Here is a 25,426-nt window from a genome sequence, read left to right on the forward strand (position 1 = left end):
CGCGATAAAAAAGCAGCTCGAGAGCTGCTTTTTATAAAATCAAACAATAAGGTTTTACATTAAAGTGCTAACCATACATCGGTTACGCCTGGCTCGTTCCCTTGAGTCCACCACTTAGCTTGGTACTTGTTGCCCTGATAAGAGACTTCATCACCGCTGTTATAAATAGCCGATGACTGCCAAATTGCAGCACCCGTATCATCTGTAGGCTGTGTTGTTGCCTCCCACGCACCGCCTAAATCAGGACGTTCACCTTGAGTCCACCATTTTGCTTTATATTCAACGCCATTATAAGTGACGACATCGCCACCAACGTATGCAACACTCGCATCCCAATCTTCTGTAGGTGGAGTGGTAGTATCACCATTTGTCACTGTTACGCTAAAGCTTTGCGTTGTGGTTAATGCGCCATCAGTGACTGCAACTGAAACAGTGAAGTTTGTATCTGTATCTACAGCGCCTGCCTTAATACTTACATTTGCACCGCTGCCCACTAACGTTAAGCCTGCTGGTACTGTCCACGTATATGTAAGCGCATCGTTTTGTGCATCGTTTGCAACTACAGCAACACTTGCTGATGCGCCTTCTTCAACACTAACATTAGCAATTGCATTAACACTCGGTGCTGTATTTTCGCCACCTGATGTTGGCGCAATAACATTAACAACAACATCACGATTCACTGTTGCTTGACCATCTGATACTGTAACGGTTGCAACATACTGTGTATCTGTAGTCACTGTTGGCGCATTAATAACCAGTGATGATGTATTTTGTCCAGATACTACTAGCGCGCTATCAGCACTCCAGCTAAAGCTCAGTGGATCGTTATCTGCATCGGTTGCAGAAGCCGTTACTGTGATGCTCTCGCCTGAATTAACAGACACAGATGAAGACACTGAAACAACCGGTTTTTTATTACTTGGCGGCGCAACTACGCCCCCTAAGCCATCATGCATTGCATTTAGAATGTCACCATTGTCAGCATCAATTTCCCATGCAAATAAACCGCCTAAGTTATGCTGATTAACATACGCACCTTTGGCCAGCACAGACTTACGACTATCATAGGTGATCAGTTTACCAGTTGAGCGATTCCATACATAAGCGGCTTGTGCTTGCTCATCATAACCCACTTCAAAACCATTAATACCTGTGCCTGCCGCACCAATCATATTGGCTTTAACGCCCTTGTAATCAATAACTCCATCTTCCCATACACCTTGTGCCGTGGAGCCTTTTAACGGGCCATTACCAGGGGCGGTCATTGGGTTACCATCAATCGCTGCATTTTGCGGGTAAACACCTTCCCAACCACGGCCATACATGGCTGTGCCCACGACGATTTTTTTTGATGGTACATTTTGCGCAAGTAACAGCTGTACTGCATTATCGGTGGTATAAGCAGGGCCTTTACGAGGTTCGCCATTTTCATCAAGCCCAGTGCCATTACATTGACCAACACTCATGTGCTCGCCACAGTAAAGTGCAGTTTGATGACCGGTTACGTTACTCCATGCGCCATAAAAGTCATAGGTCATGGCAAAAATGTAATCCATGTACTGGCTTGCGGCTTGATAATCTACATCTTCAATTTTATCGTAACCAGCACCAATGGCTGAGGTTAACTCGTAAGTACGACCCGTTTCTGCTTCTAGTTTATCAAGCATAGCGCGCAGCTCTTGCATAAGCGCCACATAGGCTGGGCCATCGTTAATTGGATCGCCAATATCAGGATTGGGGCCGTCACCACCTGGGAATTCCCAGTCAATATCAACACCATCGTAAAACTTCCAGGTTCTTAAAAACTCTTCCATTGAGGCAACAAAGGTGTCGCGGTTTGCTTTATTAGTAAAACCACCAAATGGGTCTGATAACGTCCAACCACCTACAGATGGTAAAATTTTAATATCGGGGTAGCGCTGTTTTAGTGCCATTAACTGCGAGTAAGTACCACGAATGGGATCTTTAGCATCAACCCCTGGCAATGCTTTTTGTACTGCGGCCCATGGGTCGTGAATAACCACTTCGTAATCTGCAGAGCCCGCACAGGCTGTTTCCAGTGCGCGCTTAGGACCGCCAGTTAACGACGCATTTTCACCACAAATTGGAATGAAGCCATACAAAATATGACTCAGGTTTTGTGCTGGCATATTCGTTACATCGTAATCACGGCCATAGATCCCCCACTCAACAAAGTAAGCGCCCGTCACTAAATCTTGCTTAACGCCAATATCACGGTTATTTGGGTCAACATCCATAGGTAATGGTGCTAAATGTCCGCCGTCAGTGTCAGCAATTACAATTGGCTTACCCGCACTTCTTGCACAGGTCGTGCCGCCTTCACATAGTTCAACATACATTGTATGGCGGCCTGCTTTATCATAAGGGAATGAAATAGTGCCACTTTTAGAACCATCAGCAAGCGTGCCCTCATTTACTAGCATGTCATCAAAGTACACTTTATAGCTATCGCCGCCATCACCGCTCCACGCACTCCATTCAATGTTGATATTAACTTGCTCAACACGGGTAACCAGCTGTTTGTAAGAACCGTTTCCCTCAAGGTCTACCTCAACAAACGAATATTGCTGTGGCTCCCAATTAATACTTGGTGTAGAAGGCGCTGCCGATACAGAACCGGCAAATAGTGCAACACCCATAGCTGCGGTTAATTGTTTAATATTCATATTTCTCTCTTATCTATTTTTAATGTGGTTATTTTGGTTTAATAAGTTTGAACTACAAAACTTAGGCTTTTAGTTACAGTGTTTTCCATACATCGGCTTGTCCTGGCGTATCGCCTTGAGTCCACCAATTAGCGCGATAGCGCTGTCCTTGATAGATTATTTCTGCGCCTGCTTGATAGGCTTTGTTAATACTCCATGCTGCTGGATTAGTACCCTCCTCAACAAGCTCCCACGCACTTGAACTATCGGGATGCTGACCTTGATTCCACCATTTAGCTAAGTAAACACGCTCTTGAAAACTCACTTTATCTGTTGCTTGATAAACCTCAGTAGTGCTCCAAGGCGCTATAGCAGGATCATTGATAACGCTGTCATTAACGGTGACAACAAACTCGGTTTGGGTCGTTAATTGGCCATCAGAAACAGATACCACAACGGTATAATCTGTAGGTGTTGAAACTTCAGGTGAAATTAAGTTGATATTGGCATCGCTACCGGTAAAACTCAGTGGTGCCGGTACTGACCAAGTATAAATTAACGCATTTTGCTCATCATCAAACGCATGTAAATGCACAGCCGTGGTGGTGTTTTCATCAACTACTAGGTTTTCTGGCTTACTAACAATAGGCGCTGTATTATCAGGGGTGCCCTGCACGCTTAATGTATAAGTGTAATTTGGATTGCTTCCATAGACTTGGTTTGTTAGTACATCAGCGCTGTTAAATACAACATCACCAACTTGATTTTGCACACCAATCTGCACTAAATGCGCATAATCAAGGTTAAGTTGTGACGCCAACACTTGCTGCCAATTTACTTGATTATCGGCATTGATTTTAAGTTGTTGATTAATCACCTCTTGGCCAGATTCATCAAATAAGCGAGCCCATACAGTGTCGCCTGCAATGGCATTTTGCCCTTGACGTACAAAGTACCCAAGGCTTGCCCACGCATTCGGATTGGTTGGAGCAGCGTCGTTTACAATATTTATATCACTACAGTTATAAAAGCCTTCACCCACAACATCGTTTCGTTGCCAGCGGCTGTACAAAATGGCATCACCGTTGCGTCCTTGTGGAATAGCCACACTCATTTGATAATAACGCTCACCATCGGTGTCTTTAATCACGTCAACATTTTGATGCTCCTGAACTAGCTCTAAGTCTTGCCAGGTCAATACATCAGTAGCGGCATTAAAAGTTGGCTTAGTTAAGTAAAACTGCCAAAAGCTGGGGTTATGTGGTGTTGATGCAAGGTAACGAACTTGAATTTCACCATTAGCATTGGGCACTACGTCACTACGTTGCCAATGTGGTGATGGTAAATCCATACCGCGTTTGGCTGTATCGCCACCAGCACATAAAGTGCCGTTTGGTATACTGGCCTCAACTGCGGTTTGATTTAAATAGTCAGGAGTATTAACAGAAAATTCAATCGCTTGCACAAACTGCACCGTGCCGGATTCTAGATATGCTGATCGACAAGCAAGGTTAGGAATATTTGTGCCATCTTCTGGCCACCAGTATCCGCCATCATCTTGGCAAAATGCTTGGCGTGCTTTAGGACTATCCATATAACCATGTGCTTGTACTTGCGGTGCTAGCATACTCAGTAGCAAGCCACCTGCGATTGCAGATAGCGTAATCGTGTTAAGTTTAATTGATGCCATTATTTTATCCTTTATTAGACTCAATACATGGGGCAAGCTCAGGCCTACCGCTCATTGTTTTGTAAATTACAGGCTACAACTTAAGGTCCAATCTGCTGTTGCACCCGGCTCAGAGCTTGTCCACCACTTGGCTTTATAAACTGCGTTGTTATGCACCATTAGATCGCCGCCAGCAGCATGACTTGGGTTGCCCGCCCAGTCTGTTTGAGGGAAATTTGGATAAACAGGAATCGTGGCTATATCAACTCCTTCACACGTACCTACAGGGTCACCGCCACCGTTATCTGGATTGCCCGTGCCATCACCCGGTGTTGCACCTGGTAGCATTGGGTATTCAGCTTTGAATGCGTAAGTTTTTCCATCTTTTTCAATGGTAAAATTGCTAGGCCCAGTGATTGGCATGTAGTACATCACTTGTGCATTCACAGTTGCACCAGCGCTAAAGTCTTTTGGTTGACCGCCCCATTCATTGTTCAGTGTGATTGAGAAACGGTGGAACTCGTTCTCAAAACCGCCAATATTATTACCCGCTGCGTTCGAGCCATTTACTTCTACTGCCATGCCCAGTTTTTCTTGTGCATTCCAGTTAGATTTAAAAATAGCGGAAGTTGATACCGGCACATCAAATGAAATTTTTGCACCACTCAAATCAAGGCTTGAGTTATTGGTAAACGCAAATGTTGGGCTGATTGGGTAGTTATCATCACCGACAGGGAAGTCTTTGGCTTCAAATGTGATATCTACTGCTTCAGCAGGCACTGTAAAGTTTGGATTTCCGCCATGTACATCATATGCAACAGCGCTTTGATTAAACTTATCGTATGCAAGTGAAGTAAGCGTTGACCCCATGAAGTACTCGCCTTTTGCTGAGTCGTAATCAAAATCACCAGCAAGCTCCCAGAACATGATACCGCCAAGGCCATTGTTAATAACATAATCAACTTTAGAGGCCATCGACTCTTCATCTTCTATCGACAGAAATACTTTTTTATCGGCATTCCAAAGCCAAGGTGCGACGGCAACACTGTCGTAATAACGTGTGTAAGAACCTGTTAAGCGATCGTCAGCATCGGTATCGGGGGTTAAGCCATACACTTCGAGGTAAGAGCCAACAATACCATTTTCGAGATTTTTAGCGTGCCATAAAGGATTTGAACCGGCGGGCATTTCTTGACCTGCGTCGTTCTTATCGTGCCAAAGGTTATCAATACCTAATGCACCATTACCACACTTGTTCTTTTCACCAACCCCTGTACCTGTGGCACAATCAGCTTGGTTTGGTAAAGCCGATTGACCCCATAGACCATTAGTTCCGCCCGACACATCTTTAAAACCTCGAGTATAATAAGGAATACCGATATTGATTCGACCGGCAGCCATTGCCCCTCGGAAATAACGAACCGCCCAATCGGTGTTTAAGTAACCAATCCCTTCAAATTCTTTAGTGCCGTAGACGTTCCATTGTGTCAGTTCTGAGTCTAAACCGGTGTCAAACAAGGCAGCATTGTGCCCTACATGTGAGTTCCAAGCGCCATGTAAGTCGTAAGACATAATGTTTACATAATCCAGATATTTAACCGCTTGAAAGGTTTCCATACCTCGTAATAAATAACCAGAAGATGGAGACGCAATAGTGAGTAAATAGTGCTTACCTGCTGCTTCACCTGCACGGTCTAGCTCTTCACGTACTTTTTTCATTAGCACTTGGTATGAGGCATTCAATCCTGCACGGCGCGCGTTGGATATAGGAAAATCATCGGGGTGACCTGAGTCGTTCATTGAAGATGGGTATTCATAATCAATATCAACGCCGTCAAATCCATATTTTTCAATAAACTCAACGGTGCTTTTTGCAAATGCATTAATACCTTCATAATTGACTGAGCCATCAGCATGGGTGGTCATGGTATAAAAGCCACCACTTTCAACGCGGCCGGTTTCATCAAAATACCCCCCCGTTTCAGCCCAGCCACCTACCGATACCAAGGTTTTAACGTGTGGGTGTTGTTTTTTGTATTTATTTAAAAGATTAAAGTGTCCTTTGTATGCAAACTCAGGATCCATTTCAGCGCCAATAACGCCTGGCCATTCCATGTTTGTAGCAGGATTATTTGCTGAATTAGGATCGCCAATAGATACTTTATTATTGGCATCAACATGCGCAAAGGCATAATTAATATGAGTAATTTTATCCCATGGAATATCATTAACTAGATAACTTGGTTGGTCATTAGCACCATTTCGCCAACTAGTAAAATAACCAATAACACGACGCGGGTGGTCAGCTCCCATAACTTCACGACCATCAGCATCATACACAGTACAATAAGGCGTATTAACACCGGGGGTTTGATATAACCCTTGTGGTTGACAATCAGTTACACCACTGCCGGGCGCTGCAGAGTCAACAACATTTAGGGTTTTTGTGGTTTGTGCTGTAGCCCCTTCATTATCAGTCACTGTAAGTGTAAAGCTGGCTTGCCCAAGAGCTGTAGCCTGCCATGTGTACTGACTAGTTGCTGATGTCGCTTGATGAGTATCATCACCATTTATAGCAAAATTAAGCGCGGTGATCTCACCATCGCTATCGCTACCTGAAAGCTCAAACACAACTTGTGAACCCACAATTAGCTGTTCAGGTAAGGTACTCAATGAAATTGATGCAACGGGTACTTGATTAACAGGATTAGTAACGTCATCTGCAACTGTTAAGGTATTGATGATTTGTAATGACTGCGCACCTTGATCATCCGTTGCAATTGCACTTATTTGATGAGAACCCGCCACAGCTTGCCAATCAACGCTGTAAGGTGATGAAGTATCTGCAGCTAGAAAAATACCATCAACAAAAAACTCAACGGTGGTTACCTCTCCATCGTTATCAATTGCTTGCGCCGATATGACAACGCTGTCTTTATCGGTTAGTTGAAAACCGTCTGCAGGCATTAACTCGGTAATTACTGGAATTTCATTATCAATGACAGCGTTGTCACATACACCCAAAATTTTCCAATCTTTATAATCACCAGCATTCTCCACTGGATTGGCTTGCGTCCACCAGCTAGCTTCATACGCTGTGCTTTGCGCTTGCACTTGATCTCCAGCAACGTGTGTCTGGCCTGTTTGCCACTGTTCTAACGCACTGCAATCAATAGACGCGTGTACATTTAAACTAAGAAAACTTAACGATAAAGCACTTAGATTAAAGGCATTTGTTATTATTTTACGTGAGCTCATTGGCTCCTCCATTAACGATGTTTATACTCATTATTTTTTACCTTTCAGGTACAAACTTAACATGGATATCGTAAATATCAAGAAAATAATGCACAAATAACAAACAAAATAAATACAAAATAGTTACATTGCAAAATTAACTAATTATTTATTACTATAAAATTAAGAAGGGATATTCCATAAAAAAGCCCAGCATTGCTGGGCTTTGAATGTCTAAGGGGTAAACGTTTTATTCAGAAAATGAAACCGTAATAATATTCGAACATACGTTTTCAGATACGCATAACTGATAGTCGTATGCCGGTAATGTTGCGTTACGCACATAATCACGGTAACGGCCATTATCTGATACGGTATCTACTAGTTCGCCATTTCGGTATAGGCTAAGTGACTCAGCCCCTACTTCTGCCCAGTTTAACTCAACACGCATAGTATCAAGACGTGACTTGTTAGCGCGTTTTAAGCTCAATTCAATTTCAACATCACTAACAACCACTGTTTGAGTGAATGTATCTGAGTTATTTTCACTATCCGTTACGGTTAATTCAACCTCATAACTTCCTGACTGAGCGTAAACATGTGTAGGATTTGGGTTTGTTGATGTTGAACCATCACCAAAGTTCCAGCTCCACTGTGAAATGTCATCATTTACATCACGACTTGTATCTACAAATGTAGCAGTTAAACCTTGTGCTGAAACACTAAAGCCAGCTTGTGGTGGTTGTGGGCTTACCTCACCAATAGCGCTAAATGTAAGTGACCAACCATTGATATTACCCGTATCTGCACCAGCTGTATCTTCAACATGAAGTGTCCAATCTCCGGTTGCCACTTCAGAATTAAATACGCTTGATGTAAATGACTTAACAATATCGTCTGCACTGCCACCTTCATTGCTTTGTAAAGTCACTTCTGTACCTTGCGCTGAAATAAGCGTAAGTACTAAGTCACCAGACCAAGTATGCGTAATATCTACATCAGCAGTGGTGCCAAAAATAGTTAAATCATCAGCAACAGTAATAACTGAGCTTGCGCCCTCTGGAGAATTATCTGGAATAGCGATGTTTTCATCACTGCTGTAAGTAAAGTCATTTAAACCAGCAGGTTGAAGCATTAAACTAACAGTTTGTTCTTTAACTTGCTCTTCAGTTGTTGCGGTAACAGTAAAGTCGTAATTTCCCCACTGAGTATCGCTGTTAGTTGCAACCGTTAGAACAACTTCATCGCCCGGACGAGCGGTAGTTGCGCTTAGTGATGCATCGGTAAGATCTGAAGCTAAAGCCAGTGAAACGTCACCTTCCCATTGTGCAATTGAGCCAATCGTAAAGGTATAAGTAACCGTATCACCTACAGCCGCTTGCTGAGAAACCGGCGATACAGATAATTTAAAGCCTGGAGTTGGATCAGCATCAATTAGCGCTTGGTTAACATTTAGGCGTGTACCTGCAACCGTTTTACCATTTAATGCCGCATTAGCATCACCACTAGACATAAGTAATTCTTTAAGCTCTAGTGTTGTTAAATCAGGATTAACTGAAAGTACAAGTGCAGCAGCACCAGCTACATGCGGTGTTGCCATAGATGTACCTGAATAAGTAGCATAGCTATTACCAGGAACGGTCGACAAAATACCTGAGCCAGGTGCGCCCATATCAACACTTGTTAGGCCCCATTGAGAAAAGCTAGACATATTATCTCTGCTATCAGTACTTGCTATCGATAATACGTTGTCGTTCTCATAGTTAGATGGGTAGTGTGGATTTTGATCGTTATCAACCGCATCGTTACCCGCAGCAGCAACAAATAAAATATCAGCTTGCTCACTAGCCGTAATTGCATCAGCTAACGCTTGGCTAAAACCACCGCCGCCCCAGCTATTATTTAACACACGCAGATTAACACCCGCATTTTTAAGGCCAACCATGTAATCGATACACTTAATAGCACCAGAGGTAGAACCTGTACCATCTGCGGCTAAAAACTTACAACCAACAATAGAAACATCATGGTTTACACCAACAACACCGACGCCATTGTTACCACTGGCACCGATTGTACCCGATACGTGTGTACCATGGCCTTCGTCATCCATCGGGTCACCAACATCAGTAATTGCATTAATACCGTGAACGTCATCAATGTAACCGTTTCCGTCATTATCGATACCATCACCGGCAATTTCACCACTGTTTACCCACGCGTTCGCAGCTAAATCAGGGTGGCTATAATCAACACCCGTATCAATAACACCTACTACAACATCACGACTACCTGTAGAGATTGACCATGCTTCTGGTGCATCAATATCGGCATCAGCCGTGCCACCAGTTTGGCCTTCGTTGTTTAAGCCCCATAAATCATCAAAACGAGGGTCATTAGTTGCGCTTGCTATGCTCACTCGGTAATCAGGCTCAACATACTCAATAGCTTGATGCGATTTTAAGCGCTCAATTGCTTCTTTAGCACTCATTCCTGATATTTTAAATTTTGCGAGGCGGCCAGAAAATAACGAGGTGAAGTTATCATCAATTTCATCGTTATTTAGATCAGATATTTTGGCTTTTACTAACGAACGAGCTTGCTTACGCATTTCCGGCGAAGCATTCTTTTTATACTTAACAATAATCGAGTCACTGCTCGCAGTTACTTTTTGAGTTGTACTGTTAACATCAGGCAATTTAGCCGCAGCTAAACAAGGTAAAAGTGCAAGTGTAATAATAGATAATTTTGTTTTCATTGTTCTATCCGTAATTAAGTTAACTTAGCTTTACTAAGCGAAATATTTACGTTTATGAATTTAAGTAATCACGTGGCAAGCGTTAAGAAAACGGGTAATCAGTCACTAACTCAAGTAAAAAAAGCAAAATCAGGAACAAAACCATTATTTTTAACTAGAAATACAGTAAAAAAAACATTAATAGCAGCCATTTTAATGAATTAAATAACTTATTTTTAACATGGCATTAACTCATTATTTTTTACTGGTTTTTGATGTAAGTAGATAGAAAATACAAATTAAACTGGTAAGCAATTGAAATTTATAGATTTAAATTACCATTAAAAAAGATGATTCAAAATGAACTCATTGAAGAATACAGTGACTGAGCAGTTATGAATTAGTGAATGGCAAACCACCTTACCAAGTACTAATGACCAAACCCTAGTTCATATTTAAAACAGCATTTTACGTTTAAGAATAAAAAGCTAATCACACATTATGGCAGCACGGCATGCTGCAACGAAAATACCTTTTTAAAACTTAATAAATAATCAAGGTATTTTATTTTATCTTTCAAGGAGAATAATAATGAAATTGAATAAATCACTTTTAAGCTGTGCAATTGCAATTGCAATGGGCGCCAGCTTTACAGCAAACGCAAACACAGAAACAAAAGCAGGTTCAACTTCTGAGCTTGCAGCTAAAGTATCTGTAAGTAGCATTGAGAATGCTGTAACAGTTAAGCAATCATTTTCTGACAACACGGCATTAGTCTCTCAAGATGGCGATGGCAATACTGCACTATCTACTGAAATCGGTAACAACAACGATGTTAAAATAGCTCAATTACAAAATGGTAATTACGCCGAAGTTGAAACAACAGGTGATAACAACCAACAAACTTATGCTCAAGATGGTGTTGCTAATGGTTTCATCACACGCATAACGGGTGATAACAACGGCGTTTATGTTTCTCAATTCGGCCAAGGATTATTTCAAAACAATGAAGCAATCAATATTATCACTGGTAGCGATAATAATATTGACGTTGAACAAGGAAATGGCGGTCACTGGTTTTACAACATGGACATGAGAGGTAATGGTAACGAAATTATTTCATCTCAGTCTGGTATGTGGCAAGAATTTGAAGTACTTAGCTTATCAGGCGATGAAAACATTATTGAAATTGAACAAACAGACACCTGGAATGAATTTAAAATAGGCTCATTACGCGGTAACGAAAATGAGATTGACGTTAACCAGGATGGTTCACGTAACATCATTACATTTACTGATATTGCTGGTGATGACAACGAAATAGCTATTGAACAAAGCAGCGGTGATAACAATACCATTACTTTTGCAGCCGTTACTGGTAATGATAATGAAATAAAACTAGACCAAGAAGGTTCGAATAATGCTATTGAGTCTGGTCTTTTTGACGGTTCATTCAATGAAGTAACAGTTAATCAAATTGGTGATGAAAACCTTGCGACTACTGAGCTAATGGGCGATAACAATGAGCTTACAGCAATGCAAGTTGGTAACACTAATGAAGCATACATGGGTGTCATTGGTTCAAATAATGAATTTACAGTAACCCAGGTTAGTGATTTTAACTCGGTTCATTTAGCTAACTTTAATGGTAGCGGTAACGATGTTGATCTTAGCCAATCAGGTGGCGATGAAAACGCAATTTTAGTGCAGTCTTCATACCCTGATGTTTCTCTCACTTCAAACGATAACGATATTGATGTTAATCAAGTCGGTAATCAAAACGAGGCGATTGTTACACTTGCGGGTATCCTTGATAGTAACGCAAACCAAATTGATATTGCTCAAAATGGTGATATTAACGTTATTGACTTAATGGTAGAAGGCAGTAATCACTCTATTGATATTGCACAGCAAGGCGAAGGTAACTGGGTAGGTGGAACTGGAGATTCAGCGTTTTTATTAGGCGGTGAAAACGTTTCATTCTCTGTTACTCAAACCGGTAACTACAACACTGTTGAAGGTAACGTAATTGGCTTTAACAGTACATTCTCTGTCACTCAACTTGGTGATGGTAATACAGCAACAATTACACAAATGTAATTGATGAGACGGGGAGAGTAACCCTCTCCCTTATTTTAACTATGAAAAATAAACAATATATCTATCTTTTTATACTTTTAACTTTTTTTACTCCTTTGAGTAATGCCAGTGCTGAATTAGAAATCGATGGATTATTACTAAACAAAAGTATTAGTCGCTTTGGGTATCAATTTTACAGTGAATTTTCAAATTATTGGCGTGAACTGCCTTCAACAGCTGGCTTTAATGTAGAAATAAAAGAAACGGTTATACCCCGTGCTGGTACTAAATTAGTTTTAATAATGAATCATAAGATTATTTATGCAACCCATTTGGGACGAAAGTTAGAGCCTTTGGACGAGCGAGTAGAGCAAGCAGTGCACTCTGTAATGGACGCCATGGCGCGATCGAATATGCAAACAGCGAGTCCTGATATGGCATTAAATGGATGGTAACAATGAAAAAAATAGCATTAACAATAATAACAACTTTAAGCTTTTCAGTCTCCGCAACTGAAATTATTTATACCCCTATTAACCCGAGTTTTGGTGGCAACCCTCTCAATGCCAATATGCTGCTTAGTAAGGCACAAGCACAAAATAAACATAAAGCGCCGGTTGTCGAAAAAGGGTATGCAGAGCAGTTTCAAGATTCATTAGAGCGGACATACTTAAATCGAATGGTGAGAGAAATCACCGACATGGCTTTTGGGGAAAATATTGAAGACAGTGTTTTTAATCAAGACTCCATTTTTATGAGTGGTGATTATCAAATAGAAGTGATCACCAGTACAACCGACACTATCACGGTTAGAATAACAAATGTAATTGATGACTCGGTTGTGGTTATCGAAGTACCGAGGTTTGGATAATGTATAAATTAATAATAATAACAATCGCTCTTTCTCTTAGTGGTTGCTCTACTATGGGTAATTTAATCCCTCCGTCAAAACAAAGTGCGGTAACGTTAGAGCCAACAGATGTCTTTTCTGATTTAAAAAGCTTACCTAAACCTGCGGGCAGCATTCCAGTCTCGGTTTATTCATTTCGCGATCAAACCGGTCAATATAAGCCACAAACTAATGTTAGCTCGTTTTCAACGGCCGTCACTCAAGGTGCAAACTCTATTCTAGTGCAAGCATTACATGAGTCTGACTGGTTTACGCCGGTTGAACGTGAGGGTCTACAAAATATTTTAACAGAGAGAAAAATAATTAGAGCGGCACAAGCGACTAATCCTAATCAAGGCGAGCTACCGCCGTTAACCACTGCGAAAATCATTTTAGAAGGCGGTATAATTAGTTACGACACCAATGTAAAAACGGGTGGCTTAGGAATGGAATATTTTGGTATTGGCGCATCAGAGCTATATCGTGAAGATGCAATATCAATCTATTTACGTGCCGTAGATGTAAGAACTGGCCAGGTATTGTTATCAGTAGCCACCAGCAAAAAAGTATTGAGCCAAGAAATGCGAGCAGGTTTTTTTAGGTATGTTAGCTATAAACGTCTGGCGGAAGCTGAGGCGGGCTTTAGTGATAATGAACCAATGAGCATTTGCGTAACGCAAGCAATAGAAAAGGCGCTTACAGATCTTATCACCAAAGGTATTGATAAAGGCTTATGGGCTAAACAGGCAACTTAACCTACTCTTGCAGATGGCCACAACGTCATTGATGTGGCCAAACAAATAACGATTAGCTCTCAACGGGTAATAATACTGAAATATATCTTTGCGCCCAATTGGCCAATTCAACTCTATTACGCGAATTAGTTTTTTTAAATGCGCTATAAAGGTGAGTTTTAACAGTATGGTCGCTAATATTTAGTTTGTCCGCTATTTTATTATTACTCGCTCCTTGTGCAATTAAATGAATAACCGATTTTTCTCGTTTAGTTAAATGCTTATAGTCAGCTTCATTTAACGTGATATCTTCGCTTAAGGAGCTAAACGAAGAGGCCACACTTAGAATATCATTAAAGGCCTTAGAGATTACTTTACGAGTAAACCAAAGCTCACCAGTAGAAATTCTTACTAAGCCTTTAAATATATCTTCTGCTGCTGCCGATTTATAAAATACCCCATTAAAATGATTGAGTAATAAGTTTTTTTCACATACTTGCTCTAGTTCTACATTAAAAAGCACAACTTTATACTGTTTAGCCAAACAAATTAAATCTGCTGGGATCAAGTCCTGCCAATCATTTTGAGATCCATCGATTAGAAAAATGTCATAAGCACCACGCTGATCAATATGTGGGATAGTACTGTCCATTTTTATATCACCAAAAATGGCTTGAAGTGTTCTTAAAATAACTGTGTAGTTTTGAGAATGGAAAGACGATTGAAGCGTTGTCTTAATAAAAGCCGAGCTTTTTTGCAACATATAACTCATCCTTGAAACATTAGATTTACAACTATCGTCACATTACCTAAATTAACTACAAAACACAATGCTCTTTTGGTATAAGCCAATGAGTTTAGTTACCCTATAAAAGGGTATAAAAGCGTGATGTAACACCGTTAGTCCAACCAAATCCTTGTTGTACTTGATATTCACCCCCGCTGGCTTTTTGTTGCGGTGTGCATACGTTATATTTCTCCAACAAGCATTTATTTTCAATAAAATCTTGTTCTACCATTGTTAGCCAGTTTTTCATTATGCGTGTAGCTAATTGATCAATACCATAATTACGCAAGCCTTTTACCGCAAACCATTGTAATGGAGCCCAGCCATTCGGGCTGTCCCATTGTTGTGGAGTATCAACAACCGTTGTTACAATACCACCTACTTTTAAAAACTGCTTGCTCAATACGTTTGCGACCAGTTCAGCTTGCTGTTGTGAGGCTAAATTAACAAAAAGCGGGGTACTTGCCGCTGCACTTAAAATAGCAGACGGCTTAGATAGCTTATGATTATAATCAACAAAAAAACGCTTCTCATTACTCCAAAGATATTGATTAATAAGCGACTTTCTTTTTACAGCATAGCTGCTGTACGTTTGTGATTGTTGCTCATTACCAAGCAATTTAAAGCATTTACTAAGCTGATTTTCTAAATTGTAAAGTAGGCAATTTAAATCTATGGGTACAATATCTGTCGTTTGAATTGAGCTTAGTAAGTTTGACTCGGCTAACCAGCGCGAGCTAAAGTCCCACCCAGATTCGCACGCAGCACGAATATTACGATAAAACTCAGATTTTTTATCATCACTAAATCCTGATGCAAGCGCTAAGTCTTCTCTTAATGACTCTGCGCGAGGAGCCGCCTCATCATCCCAATAGCGATTTAATACCCCACCACATGGCATTGTTACCACGCGTTTTACACTTGTTTGCGTATCACTGAGTGTATCTGCTCCTTGCATCCAAAATGCGTGCTCTTTTGTTAAAGCTTCAACACACAATTTAAGCCAAGCTAAATTATGTGTTTTACTGTGAGTGTGCTGCCATAAAAGCTCAACCATCAGCGCTAAAATAGGCGGTTGTGAACGCGATAAATAATAACTGCGGTTACCATTTGGAATGCAGCCGTAATCGTTAATTAAGTCTATGAAGTTTTGTAGCATGTCTTCTACTACATCACTTTTATCTGCATCAATTAAACCTAGCGCAGTAAAGTAACTATCCCAATAATAAATTTCTTGAAAACGTCCACCAGGTACAATGTAGCTGTGCTTTAAAGCGAGTAAAGAATTAGCTTTGGGTGTATCGGCTTCACGTCGAAGGCCGCTCCACAGTGAGTTTATGTAGCCTTTTACACTGGTGGTATTTGCAGCCCCTTTCATTGTTAATAAAGGCGTTGTTATAAAATGCGCATCAACAAAGTCTCTTAATTGAGTTTTATTAAGGGGTGCTATTTGCTCATATTGTTTACAGGCACTTTGCCAATCAACACGCGCGGTTGCATCAGCAAACGTTTTACAGTCGCTAAATATGTGCTGTGTTTGTACATCTTTAAATAATTGGCTATTAAAAAAACTCATAACTGTCCTAATCTATTAACTATTGACTGCGTGTTGTGAAATGGCATGGGTGCGTTTTTTAAAAATAATCACGCTAATGAAAATTAAACTAATGGGCACAAGTGAAAGATAAAAAGCATGCTGGCCACTAAAGTGCTCAAATACATAGCCGGTTATCACCGACCCGGTAGTGCCACCAAGTGCTGAAAACACAACGATTAACCCTGTCATTGCAGCATGTTGATGCTTTTGAAGCGCACTGAGCATGACTGAGTTGAGTACCGGATAAATGGGCGCCATAAAAAAGCCAATTAATGGCAAAACAAACGCCGCCAGAGGCGCATCAAATAAACTATTCACCTCGCTTTTAGGTAAGTTTTCCGTTAGTGGTAAGGTAATAATGATCAATGCAGCCATAGCAACTAAACAACAGCTAAGTACTACAAACCAATGAATATGCTTTAATACTTGGCCCGCCACTAAGCGCCCTAAAGCAAGAGCTGCGGCAAAAATACTCGCTAGTTGAATACTAATAGCTACTGGTAATTGCAAAACTTGATTATTAAATGTAGGCAACCAAGTCCCTACCCCTTGCTCGATTAACACATACAAAAATGCACTAATAATAAAAATCAGCACTAACGGTTGATAGGTAAGTTTGAGCATAGCAATAAAGTCATTCCAACCCGAGTTGCTTTTTTGACCTTTGATAGCAGGCTTTATTGGTGCTATTACGACACTGATAATCACCAAAAGCGTAAGCGCTGCTAATACGTAATAAACGTTCAACCAGGCATTGCTATCAACAGGGTCTATAAATGCGGTGAATACCCAATAGCCACTTAATACACCCACCATAAAAATGCCTTCTATGGTGTTCAGTAATGATGAGTGACTATTTGCATCCTCAGTCACTTGGCCAATAATTGAATAAACCGACACCTTAACGACCGCAAAACCACAACCCACAGCAGCAAATAACACTTTAAACATGTAAAAGTCACTTATTACAGCCGTACTCAAACACGCTATAGCGACAACTAGCAGTGCTAGCAGCATTGCAAGCTTGTAGCCTAAACGCGGTATAAATGAAGCAACAACAAATGACATTATTGCAATTGATAAGTCTTTAAACCCCTCTAAAACCGACGCTTCTGTTTTGCTTACCCCTAATGTGTTTATAGCCTGCAAAATAACAGTGCCTACGCTATTTAATAAAATTGCGAAAATAAAATAGCTTGCAGCAATTGCCAGTGTGATTTTTATTTTACTCATTGCGTGCCTCGTTTATAGCGACATACGCCATAACGTTTATAAAGCAAATTACCCATAACTGGTAAATTACTGTGTGTGTTAGTCAGTGAATCCTGAGTTTAGAGAAGAATAAACAACATTGCAATCGTTTGCATTTTAAATTTAACAATTTATATACATGCATACTAAGTTAACGTTTGCTTGACTGGCGAGTAATTAACTCTATATCAATAACTTGTGATTCGACTTTTTCACCTGAAAACTGCTGTATTAACTTTTTAACTAACAAAGTCGCAGCAAATTGGGTGTTTTGTTTAATTGTAGAAAGTGAAGGATGGCTGATATCAGCCATGGCAATGTCATCAAATCCAACCAGAGCCACATCGTTGGGAATACTCACGTAGCGCTCTTTCAGCGCTTTCATCGCCCCCAGTGCAACCATGTCACTACAGGCCATAATCGCGTCAAAATACAACCCTTTTTCACGTAATAACTGATTAATTGCTTGATACGCAGAGCGACTGGTAAGATCAATGGATATAACATGCTGCTCAAGTTTATGGGTAGAAAGTGCAGCAGCGTAACCACGATGCCTTTCACTAATTTCACCATGCTCAGGATCGCCTAAAAATAAAATATTTTTAGCACCGTGTTCTATTAAATGAGCGGTCGCTTGCATTCCTCCTAAGTAGTTATCACTGCCGACAATAGGATAATTGCTTTGTGTTTTTGGATCCCCCCATACAACTAAAGGAATACCTGCATCGGCAGCCGCTTCTATATTAGTTTGGTTTTTTCCTTGCCCCACAACAATAATGCCATCTGCTCGGCGGCCATTAATAAAGTAATTAGCCCAGTCATCTTGCGCCATAATAGAGTTAGATAACAACAACTCTAACCCCTGTTGATTAAGCGCAAGGTTAATTTCGCTCACTACCTTGAGTAAAAATGGATCGCTGATTGATTGCTCGGTTTGCTCATCAAGATTAATAATGACGGCAACAACATTGGTCTTTTGCGTACGCAAACGGCTAGCCGCCGTGTTAAGGCTAAAATTATGTTTTTTTGCAAGCTGCTGAAGCTTGTCGCGGGTTTCTTGCTTAATGAGCGGGTTATTATTCAGCGCGCGCGAAACCGTTGAGGTAGACACCCCAGCAAGCTTTGCTAAATCAGCTAATTTAATTTTTTTATTATTCATAAAACCCTAAACGCTCCACTGCGGCTGTTGCTATATCTAACTTACTGACAATATAGCATTATTATTTTTTACTGGCTTGCCCATTAACTCAAAAATTACGCTCTTGTGTAATTACGCTCAATAAAACAACAGCCCTTATTAATAAATAATTTACAAATAAATATTGCAAACGTTTGCATTTATCTCTAGAGTTTCAATTTATACAGCCTGTTTACATTAAAATTTAATCAATCTCGCTGTAATACACACTGTTTAACACACTAAAAACGGGATCTCACACATGAAATTCAATAGAGCAAAAAGCATGCTAGCCTGTGCAATTACTTTAGCCCTAAGCACACACGCTGCTCTTGCAGCAGAACAAGCAAAAGAAAAAAAGGTTGAGCGAATTGTCGTTTCTGGTACACCCGCAGGTGTTGGGATCAGAAAAATTGATGCCAGCTACGCTGTAACAAATATTGATTCATCACAAATTATAAAATTATCACCTAAAAGTACTGCTGACTTATTTAAAGCCGTTCCCGGTGTGTGGGTTGAAAGCTCTGGCGGTGAGTCTGGTGCCAACGTATTTGTGCGTGGGTTTCCAGGAGGTGGTGATGCGCCATTTTTAACACTCAGTATTGAAGGCTCGCCAGTTTACCCTGCGCCTACTCTTTCATTTTTAGAAAACTCATCGTTATTTAGAATCGATGAAACGATCGAAACAATGGAAGCACTGCGTGGTGGTCCTAATCCTGTGCTATCCAATGGTCAGCCTGGTTTAACAACCAACTTTAGATTAAAACGTGGCAGTGAAGATACTCAAGGCTTATTTAAATACACCACCTCAGATTACGACTTACAACGGGTTGATGCTGTAGTAAGTGGTGAAATCACCGACGACCTATATTTTATGGTAGGCGGCTATGTTAAAAGCTCTCCTGGTATCCGTGATGCAGGCTTTACTTCTGAAAAAGGCAGCCAATTTACAATTAACATTACTAAAGAGTTAAACAATGGCGAGCTTAACTTTTATACCCGTCAAACAGACGATCATGGCGCATGGTACTTACCAACACCACTCAATGTTAATGGCATTGATGCTGAATATACCCAACTTGGCACACTTAACCGTCAAGCGACGATTTTTACCGGCCCAAATGCGCAAGCACACGACATTGACCTAGGTGATGGCCGAGGATGGGATGGCCATGTATCCGGCGGTAGTATTAAACTTGAATTTGATAATGGCTGGCAATTTATTGATCGCTTCAATATTACAAAAGGCGATGCCAATACATTTGGCCTAGTACCTAATGGTTCAGCAACAACCGTTGGTGAAGTGGCCGACAATGGCCAAACGGCATTCGGTGCGGTAACTAACACCGAATATGCTAGTGACACTGCGATTCAGCAACTGGGTCGCTGGGTAGTATTAAAAGAAATAAGCTCGTTTACTAACGACTTAGCTTTTTCAAAACAATTTGGTGACTTATCAGCCACTTTTGGTTATTACACAGCAAGCACATCTGCGAGCGATTGGTGGAGCTTAGGTAATACGGCGTATCACGTGCTGGAAGCCGGTGGTGAATTATTAAATGGTATTGAATGTAACCAAAACACTGACGGGTGTGGTTTTAATTACGATATTAGCTCAACAGGCGATGCACGCACCAATGCCCTTTACTTTACAAGCCAATATAAATTTGCAGATGCATTTACGCTTGATTTAGGTGTACGTAAAGAAAACCATGATGTGCAGTACAGTGTTGATGAAGACCTTGACGGTATTATCACTAAAACTGTTGATTACGATGAAAGTAAAACCTCATGGACAACCGGTTTAAACTATTCAATTAATGACGACATGGGCGTGTTTGCACGTGTTAACCGTGGTTATAAAATGCCATATTTTGATGACTTTAGAGATAACTTTGGCGCATACCAAGGGGGTGAAAAACTGATTAAAGAAGTAACGCAAGGTGAACTAGGTTACAAGCTTATTTCAGACTCTACCGACTTCTATGCCACCTTTTTTGTCAATGAAGTAAAAGGCGATACCTTTGTAAGTCGCCCGGGTGTGCCGGCTGAAATTTTAACCAACGAAGCGTATGGTGTTGAACTTGATTACAACTTTAATCATGAATCTGGCTTTTCTGTTAATTTAAATACCACATTACAACAAACCGAAATCACTGAAAGTCCAGAAAATAAAGGCAATGAAGCACAGCGCCAGCCTAAATGGCAAATACGCGTAACACCAAGCTATGACTTTGAAGTAGACGGCATGTATGCCACTTTATATGGAACAATTTCAGCGGTGGATGACCGCTTTGGTAATAACGAAAACACCGTGACACTCGATGGCTACGAAAAAGTAGACTTAGGTTTAATTGTTGAACCAATGGAAGGCATTAAACTGCAATTAGCCATAGATAACCTCACCGACGAGCAAGGTATCACTGAAGGCGACCCACGTAATGCCGACGCGCCCAATGGCCGTTACATTATGCCGCGTACAACACGCTTAAGTGTTAGTTACGCATTTTAATACACTCCCTAAGCAATAAATTAAAGTCGCTGTGTTTAATACACGGCGGCTTTTTTATTATAGGTGTCAACCTATTAGCAAGCTCTCTATGCTCACTAACAGGTAAGTGTATGCCCTCTTTCTTGCAAGATTGTATCAGCAGATAACAATCTAAAAATTCACACGTGTGACGATCAGCGGCGGCTTTGAACTCAATGGATAATTGTTCAACTTTTTTACCTGCACCTGCGTAAATGCTTTTATAACTTCCCACTTCATGAACCTTGGGCGGGCTTATAATGATTATCTTTGGTATTGTTTTACAATGATAAAAGGCTTTAATGGCTAAAATTAACTCCTCAAGCGCTTTGCCAATATCGATAGCAGACAGTGCAAAACGTGCTTTTAAGTCATTGGTGCCAAGTTGAATAATAACAACATCAACAGTGTGCGCTTCCAGATACGGTTTTAAATATTTAATGCCCGATTTATCTCCCATAAACGGGGGGTTATTGACTAAAGTACGATTAGGCTCCCCGGCTTCAATCACTTCAAAGCCGGTGCCCAACTGCTGCTTTAATAAAGTAGGCCAGCGTTCAATTTCGCTCAGCCGTTTGCCATCAACAGGAGAAATACCAAAGGTATTGGAATCACCAAAACACAGAATGTTCATTAAAACGGATTCAATGTATAGCCTTGCTGCTGTAACTGCGCATGCGCAGTCATCGCAGAAAGCGCCATTTTCACCCCAGGTATAAGCTGTTCTGCTGCTACATTCATATGCATTGCCGACTGCCCGCATACATATACCTGCGTGTTATTAGCAAGCAGCTGTTTAATTAAAGATTCGGTTTTGTTATCTTTTTCAAATCGTGTCTTATAAACGCTGTTTTGCAGTACATCAACGCTGGCTCCACCGTGTACCACCAGCGCAAGCTGAATATTTTCTGGTTTTACGCCGTGAGCCACATGCATATTAATAAATCGCGCTAACGAATTAATATGATTATTTTGCGCGCCCTTTTCAGCGCCTTTACCTACATCAAAAGCTATCTTAAACTGCGCTTGGCTTAAATCAGACACATGCTCGGGCACATTATAAAAATAACCATAGTCTTTAATAACAGGCGCAGGCTCTGCAGCAAGAGTACTAAAGCTAGCCAAAAGTAAGCTTGAGCCAATAAGTAACGTTTTCATACATCATCCTTTTTACTTTTTGTTTAGCCTAACGCTATTTAACGTGATTAACTAGCCTGAACATGTGAATGCGCTTTAAAAGTCATTCCTAAATAATTAAAGGTATGTTTAAACATATCGATAAATGCATCTGGCGCAGAGGGAGATGCGGCATTAGACAGCAGTGAAAACTGCTTTTGACGTAAAGTTCTAAGCTTCGGTTTTAACGCCTCATCATCCATATAATCTGTGATCCTATCAATAAATGCTTTCATTTGTGGCGTAGTGTTATACCAGTACACAGGCGATGCGAACACCCAATGTTCGTAGCGAAGTAACACTTCAAACAAATTATAAAAATCATCATTGTGATACTGCTTATCGTAGCGATAAGGTGAAATAACATAATCATCTAAGCAAAAAACAATGCCGCTTTGTTGCTTACTATAGGCATTAACTTGCGCGGTAGTATTGCCATTTTTACGACCACTTGAATATATGATTGCAATATTGTGTGCTGATTTTTCTTGCATTGGGTTAGCTCCTTTTTTTATGATGGAGCAAAGCTTAAAACCTCAAGTTAAGTTCAGGTCAATAAAAAATAATTTAATTTTTAAAAGGAATTAAAGTGATGGCGGTACAAAAAAAGCTTACTGAAGCCAACTTAACGGTTGGGTTTGTCGCTAAACGCAGTGGCGTTAAGGTATCTACACTGCACTTTTACGAAAATAAAGGGCTAATACGCAGTTGGCGAAACAGTGGCAACCAACGACGCTTTAAACCAGATGCACTAAGGCGAGTCGCAGTTATAAAAGCGGCACAAGCGATGGGGATCACGCTGGAAGAAATTAAACAAACACTGGCAACGTTACCAGAGCAGCGCACACCTACCCAAAAAGACTGGTCTGCACTTTCAAAACAATGGCAAGCACAGCTTGATGAGCGCATTGCTTATATGCAACGTCTACGTGAGCGGGTTGATGGCTGTATTGGCTGTGGGTGTTTATCAATGAGTAAGTGCCCTATTTATAACAAAGACGACCACTTAGGTGAAACCCAAAGTGGTGCCATTTTGTTAGAGCGAGATTAAGGCTTATAAGACCTTAATCTAGACCATTTAAGCCTTCTCGGGCAGCGCGATATAATGCCCCTAGAGTTGAATCAAATACCGATTTAATAAAACTGTAAGTCAGCTCTACGGCTTTACTAATAACTTTGCCAGCAAACACTAACATGTGCCCGAGTAAACCTAAGGTTTGTGTTGCAAATGAAGCTGACGCTTTGGCTATTTTATCAAGCGTTCGCGCGAGCATATCGTAAAAAGTTAAACCTGTACCTATGGCTGCTTGCGCCGCAACAGCACTGTAGTAGCCCGAATCTTTTAATAAGGTAACTAACGCAGCGCCCAGTTTATCTGCCCAGTGTGAACTAAATGAAGCTTGATTTCTGTCTTCAAACTTCAAACGTACCGGCGTGCTTAAAAAGTGGTTTGCTTTTACAGTTAAATTACCCCAATCATTACTGTTTGCAGTATTAACATAGCCTGGCGTACCACTTAACTTGTGTGCTGCGCCTTTAAGACCTTGACCGTTATCAAGACGAATTTCTTGGCCATTGTAGGGCGCATGTGAAAATGGCCACAAAGGCACTTTTGTAACTGGATCAGCGCCGTGTGTACAGCGGTATATTTTATCAATACGAGAAGTGGCAGCCCGTGAAAAGTTATCAAGCCCCACTCTTGGTGAGCCAAATGTATATAATTTAACCGGCAACGAATACTCTGCTTTTATCCAATCGGCTGAAAGCGTAGCCAGTGCCCCACCTAAACTGTGACCAACAATGTGCACACAGCCGGTTATTTTATCTCGAATGTTAGCCGCTACAAACTCTTGTAAAGCGGGCTTCATGCTATAAAAGGTTTTATTAAACCCAGCATGTACCATACTGCCATTAGAGCCACCGCTTAACCCAAAGTGTGCATCTGTTAGGCCATCTCTAAGAGAGGCCGTACCACGAATAGTAATGACTGAATCACCTTGATAAAGCCCTTGGCCATGCCCTAGCAAACCAAAACCAGTGCTTAAACCAAATAAATGAGAGAAAAAACCACCAGATATTCCTTGCACTGCTTCAGGGCTCACCCCAAAGTTAAAGCTACCTCGTAGAGCAGGATGCAAAGAATTATTAAGTAACGTGGTACTTTTAATACTCTTTGCTTTATAAGCAAGCAAAGCAACTTGTACAGCTTGTGTAGGAGTTAAAGTATTCATAAAATTCCCTTTAAATGATTATGTTAAAAGTTACATTTTACATGCACCATATATCGTAAAGAAATGCTCTGGCGCTTCTTCTATAGGTATGTCGTATGTTTGTGGCTCTTCGGCAATATCACACTCTAAGTTAGCGAGTAAGTTTTTTAGGGTATCACTCCCCTCGTGCATAGACACGGTTGTGTACCAAAGAACAACGCCCTCAGGCGTACCATTTTCTAAATAAACATGCTGAACCAGTGATTCATTATCAAACATGTTTGCAGGCTTACTCGTTTTTATAGATTTTTCTGTGAAGGTAAAAAAACCATTTTCATCGGTTATTGCTTCATCTTTATATTCATCACCATAAGTAAGCGCACGTACAACCTTAGTATTTGCAACAGGCTGCCCTTTATCTAACAACTGCCCCTTCATCGGAGCCGATAAAACAAAATCCTGCTTATTAAAAAAACCAAACATATCTGCACAAGCCTGTGTTGTAGTAAAAATAATAGTAATAGATACAACTACCAAAAAGTAAGCTTTAAAACGTGATAACAAAATATACAACCTCCCAACTGTTAGCCTCAAAATACACCTGTCGTATTGCTATTTAATGACGTTTTAAACTCTTAACTATCAGCGTTAATGAAATTGCCATTTCAACTAAAATTTATTCTA

At 40.7% G+C, this 25,426-nt stretch carries 19 protein-coding genes; 6 read left to right on the forward strand and 13 right to left on the reverse strand.

The window, feature by feature from the left end; all coding sequences use genetic code 11:
- Positions 1-59: 59 nt before the first annotated feature.
- From ABZP26_RS18040 to ABZP26_RS18055, 4 genes are all read right to left on the reverse strand, one after another.
- Positions 60-2,690, reverse strand: a complete 2,631-nt coding sequence (locus ABZP26_RS18040; protein ID WP_368485867.1) for a glycosyl hydrolase family 18 protein — start codon at positions 2,688-2,690, stop codon at positions 60-62.
- A gap of 73 nt (positions 2,691-2,763) precedes the next feature.
- Complete coding sequence (locus ABZP26_RS18045) at positions 2,764-4,359, reverse strand: lytic polysaccharide monooxygenase (RefSeq protein WP_013463005.1); 1,596 nt, start codon at positions 4,357-4,359, stop codon at positions 2,764-2,766.
- A 66-nt stretch (positions 4,360-4,425) separates the two neighbouring features.
- The gene (locus ABZP26_RS18050) at positions 4,426-7,596 is read right to left on the reverse strand and encodes a glycosyl hydrolase family 18 protein (protein WP_368485868.1); all 3,171 of its coding nucleotides are present in this window, start codon (positions 7,594-7,596) and stop codon (positions 4,426-4,428) included.
- Between the two features lie 229 nt (positions 7,597-7,825).
- The gene (locus ABZP26_RS18055; protein ID WP_368485869.1) at positions 7,826-10,333 is read right to left on the reverse strand and encodes a S8 family serine peptidase; all 2,508 of its coding nucleotides are present in this window, start codon (positions 10,331-10,333) and stop codon (positions 7,826-7,828) included.
- 570 nt (positions 10,334-10,903) lie between these two features.
- Here ABZP26_RS18055 and ABZP26_RS18060 point away from each other — a divergent pair.
- From ABZP26_RS18060 to ABZP26_RS18075, 4 genes are read left to right on the forward strand one after another with little or no spacing between them, the layout of a single operon-like run.
- Entirely contained in the window at positions 10,904-12,412 is a 1,509-nt protein-coding gene (locus ABZP26_RS18060) for a curlin (protein ID WP_368485870.1), read from the forward strand.
- 41 nt (positions 12,413-12,453) lie between these two features.
- Positions 12,454-12,846 (forward strand): curli production assembly/transport protein CsgE, encoded by a 393-nt coding sequence (locus tag ABZP26_RS18065; RefSeq protein ID WP_013462999.1) that lies wholly within the window; start codon positions 12,454-12,456, stop codon positions 12,844-12,846.
- A complete protein-coding gene (locus ABZP26_RS18070; RefSeq protein WP_016900115.1) occupies positions 12,840-13,262 on the forward strand; it encodes a curli assembly protein CsgF in 423 nt (140 codons plus the stop codon). The genes ABZP26_RS18065 and ABZP26_RS18070 overlap by 7 nt, the downstream gene beginning before the upstream one ends.
- Positions 13,262-14,035, forward strand: coding sequence for a CsgG/HfaB family protein (locus ABZP26_RS18075; RefSeq protein ID WP_024602690.1), 774 nt, complete (start codon positions 13,262-13,264; stop codon positions 14,033-14,035). The genes ABZP26_RS18070 and ABZP26_RS18075 overlap by 1 nt, the downstream gene beginning before the upstream one ends.
- 52 nt (positions 14,036-14,087) lie before the next feature.
- Here ABZP26_RS18075 and ABZP26_RS18080 read toward each other — a convergent pair whose 3' ends face one another.
- The 4 genes from ABZP26_RS18080 to ABZP26_RS18095 form a co-directional block, all read right to left on the reverse strand.
- Positions 14,088-14,777, reverse strand: a complete 690-nt coding sequence (locus ABZP26_RS18080) for a LuxR C-terminal-related transcriptional regulator (protein ID WP_013462996.1) — start codon at positions 14,775-14,777, stop codon at positions 14,088-14,090.
- A 103-nt stretch (positions 14,778-14,880) separates the two neighbouring features.
- Positions 14,881-16,377: an alpha,alpha-trehalase TreF gene (gene treF / locus ABZP26_RS18085; protein ID WP_051894363.1), complete on the reverse strand. Its 1,497-nt coding sequence runs from the start codon at positions 16,375-16,377 to the stop codon at positions 14,881-14,883.
- A gap of 15 nt (positions 16,378-16,392) precedes the next feature.
- Positions 16,393-17,631 (reverse strand): sugar MFS transporter, encoded by a 1,239-nt coding sequence (locus ABZP26_RS18090; RefSeq protein ID WP_064663730.1) that lies wholly within the window; start codon positions 17,629-17,631, stop codon positions 16,393-16,395.
- Between the two features lie 169 nt (positions 17,632-17,800).
- Entirely contained in the window at positions 17,801-18,808 is a 1,008-nt protein-coding gene (locus ABZP26_RS18095; RefSeq protein ID WP_010389326.1) for a LacI family DNA-binding transcriptional regulator, read from the reverse strand.
- Between the two features lie 280 nt (positions 18,809-19,088).
- Here ABZP26_RS18095 and ABZP26_RS18100 point away from each other — a divergent pair, with 280 nt between their 5' ends.
- Positions 19,089-21,338, forward strand: a complete 2,250-nt coding sequence (locus ABZP26_RS18100; protein WP_368485871.1) for a TonB-dependent receptor — start codon at positions 19,089-19,091, stop codon at positions 21,336-21,338.
- Here ABZP26_RS18100 and ABZP26_RS18105 read toward each other — a convergent pair.
- Genes ABZP26_RS18105 through ABZP26_RS18115 form a run of 3 tightly spaced genes read right to left on the reverse strand, consistent with a single transcriptional unit; the run spans position 21,322 to position 23,026 of the window.
- A complete protein-coding gene (locus tag ABZP26_RS18105; protein WP_368485872.1) occupies positions 21,322-21,990 on the reverse strand; it encodes a GDSL-type esterase/lipase family protein in 669 nt (222 codons plus the stop codon). The two genes, ABZP26_RS18100 and ABZP26_RS18105, sit on opposite strands and share 17 nt — an antisense overlap.
- On the reverse strand, positions 21,990-22,514 hold the full coding sequence (locus ABZP26_RS18110; RefSeq protein ID WP_368485873.1) for a DsrE family protein: 525 nt from the start codon (positions 22,512-22,514) through the stop codon (positions 21,990-21,992). Before ABZP26_RS18110 ends, ABZP26_RS18105 begins: the two co-directional genes overlap by 1 nt.
- Positions 22,515-22,561: 47 nt before the next feature.
- Positions 22,562-23,026, reverse strand: a complete 465-nt coding sequence (locus ABZP26_RS18115) for a flavodoxin family protein (RefSeq protein WP_028834220.1) — start codon at positions 23,024-23,026, stop codon at positions 22,562-22,564.
- A gap of 98 nt (positions 23,027-23,124) precedes the next feature.
- Between ABZP26_RS18115 and soxR the strand changes: the two genes are divergently transcribed.
- A complete protein-coding gene (soxR, locus tag ABZP26_RS18120) occupies positions 23,125-23,583 on the forward strand; it encodes a redox-sensitive transcriptional activator SoxR (protein WP_028834221.1) in 459 nt (152 codons plus the stop codon).
- A 13-nt stretch (positions 23,584-23,596) separates the two neighbouring features.
- On the opposite strand, the gene ABZP26_RS18125 is transcribed toward soxR, so the two are convergent.
- Entirely contained in the window at positions 23,597-24,763 is a 1,167-nt protein-coding gene (locus ABZP26_RS18125) for a lipase family protein (protein WP_368485874.1), read from the reverse strand.
- 30 nt (positions 24,764-24,793) lie between these two features.
- Positions 24,794-25,306 carry a DUF6795 domain-containing protein gene (locus tag ABZP26_RS18130; RefSeq protein ID WP_013462987.1) on the reverse strand — a complete coding sequence of 171 codons (513 nt, stop codon included), beginning with the start codon at positions 25,304-25,306 and terminating at the stop codon, positions 24,794-24,796.
- Positions 25,307-25,426: the final 120 nt, after the last annotated feature.

The organism is Pseudoalteromonas sp. SD03 (assembly GCF_040937955.1).
Lineage (GTDB): Bacteria > Pseudomonadota > Gammaproteobacteria > Enterobacterales > Alteromonadaceae > Pseudoalteromonas > Pseudoalteromonas tetraodonis.

What these genes read in the sequence shown, in the direction of transcription:
- ABZP26_RS18050 (WP_368485868.1), bottom strand. Translation starts at nt 7,596, where the DNA reads ATGAGCTCACGTAAAATAATAACAAATGCCTTTAATCTAAGTGCTTTA.
- ABZP26_RS18075 (WP_024602690.1), top strand. Translation starts at nt 13,262, where the DNA reads ATGTATAAATTAATAATAATAACAATCGCTCTTTCTCTTAGTGGTTGC.
- ABZP26_RS18045 (WP_013463005.1), bottom strand. Translation starts at nt 4,359, where the DNA reads ATGGCATCAATTAAACTTAACACGATTACGCTATCTGCAATCGCAGGT.
- ABZP26_RS18100 (WP_368485871.1), top strand. Translation starts at nt 19,089, where the DNA reads ATGAAATTCAATAGAGCAAAAAGCATGCTAGCCTGTGCAATTACTTTA.
- ABZP26_RS18105 (WP_368485872.1), bottom strand. Translation starts at nt 21,990, where the DNA reads ATGAACATTCTGTGTTTTGGTGATTCCAATACCTTTGGTATTTCTCCT.
- ABZP26_RS18040 (WP_368485867.1), bottom strand. Translation starts at nt 2,690, where the DNA reads ATGAATATTAAACAATTAACCGCAGCTATGGGTGTTGCACTATTTGCC.
- ABZP26_RS18125 (WP_368485874.1), bottom strand. Translation starts at nt 24,763, where the DNA reads ATGAATACTTTAACTCCTACACAAGCTGTACAAGTTGCTTTGCTTGCT.
- ABZP26_RS18090 (WP_064663730.1), bottom strand. Translation starts at nt 17,631, where the DNA reads ATGAGTAAAATAAAAATCACACTGGCAATTGCTGCAAGCTATTTTATT.
- ABZP26_RS18095 (WP_010389326.1), bottom strand. Translation starts at nt 18,808, where the DNA reads ATGAATAATAAAAAAATTAAATTAGCTGATTTAGCAAAGCTTGCTGGG.
- ABZP26_RS18115 (WP_028834220.1), bottom strand. Translation starts at nt 23,026, where the DNA reads ATGCAAGAAAAATCAGCACACAATATTGCAATCATATATTCAAGTGGT.
- ABZP26_RS18065 (WP_013462999.1), top strand. Translation starts at nt 12,454, where the DNA reads ATGAAAAATAAACAATATATCTATCTTTTTATACTTTTAACTTTTTTT.
- ABZP26_RS18055 (WP_368485869.1), bottom strand. Translation starts at nt 10,333, where the DNA reads ATGAAAACAAAATTATCTATTATTACACTTGCACTTTTACCTTGTTTA.
- soxR (WP_028834221.1), top strand. Translation starts at nt 23,125, where the DNA reads ATGGCGGTACAAAAAAAGCTTACTGAAGCCAACTTAACGGTTGGGTTT.
- treF (WP_051894363.1), bottom strand. Translation starts at nt 16,377, where the DNA reads ATGAGTTTTTTTAATAGCCAATTATTTAAAGATGTACAAACACAGCAC.
- ABZP26_RS18110 (WP_368485873.1), bottom strand. Translation starts at nt 22,514, where the DNA reads ATGAAAACGTTACTTATTGGCTCAAGCTTACTTTTGGCTAGCTTTAGT.
- ABZP26_RS18080 (WP_013462996.1), bottom strand. Translation starts at nt 14,777, where the DNA reads ATGTTGCAAAAAAGCTCGGCTTTTATTAAGACAACGCTTCAATCGTCT.
- ABZP26_RS18070 (WP_016900115.1), top strand. Translation starts at nt 12,840, where the DNA reads ATGGTAACAATGAAAAAAATAGCATTAACAATAATAACAACTTTAAGC.
- ABZP26_RS18060 (WP_368485870.1), top strand. Translation starts at nt 10,904, where the DNA reads ATGAAATTGAATAAATCACTTTTAAGCTGTGCAATTGCAATTGCAATG.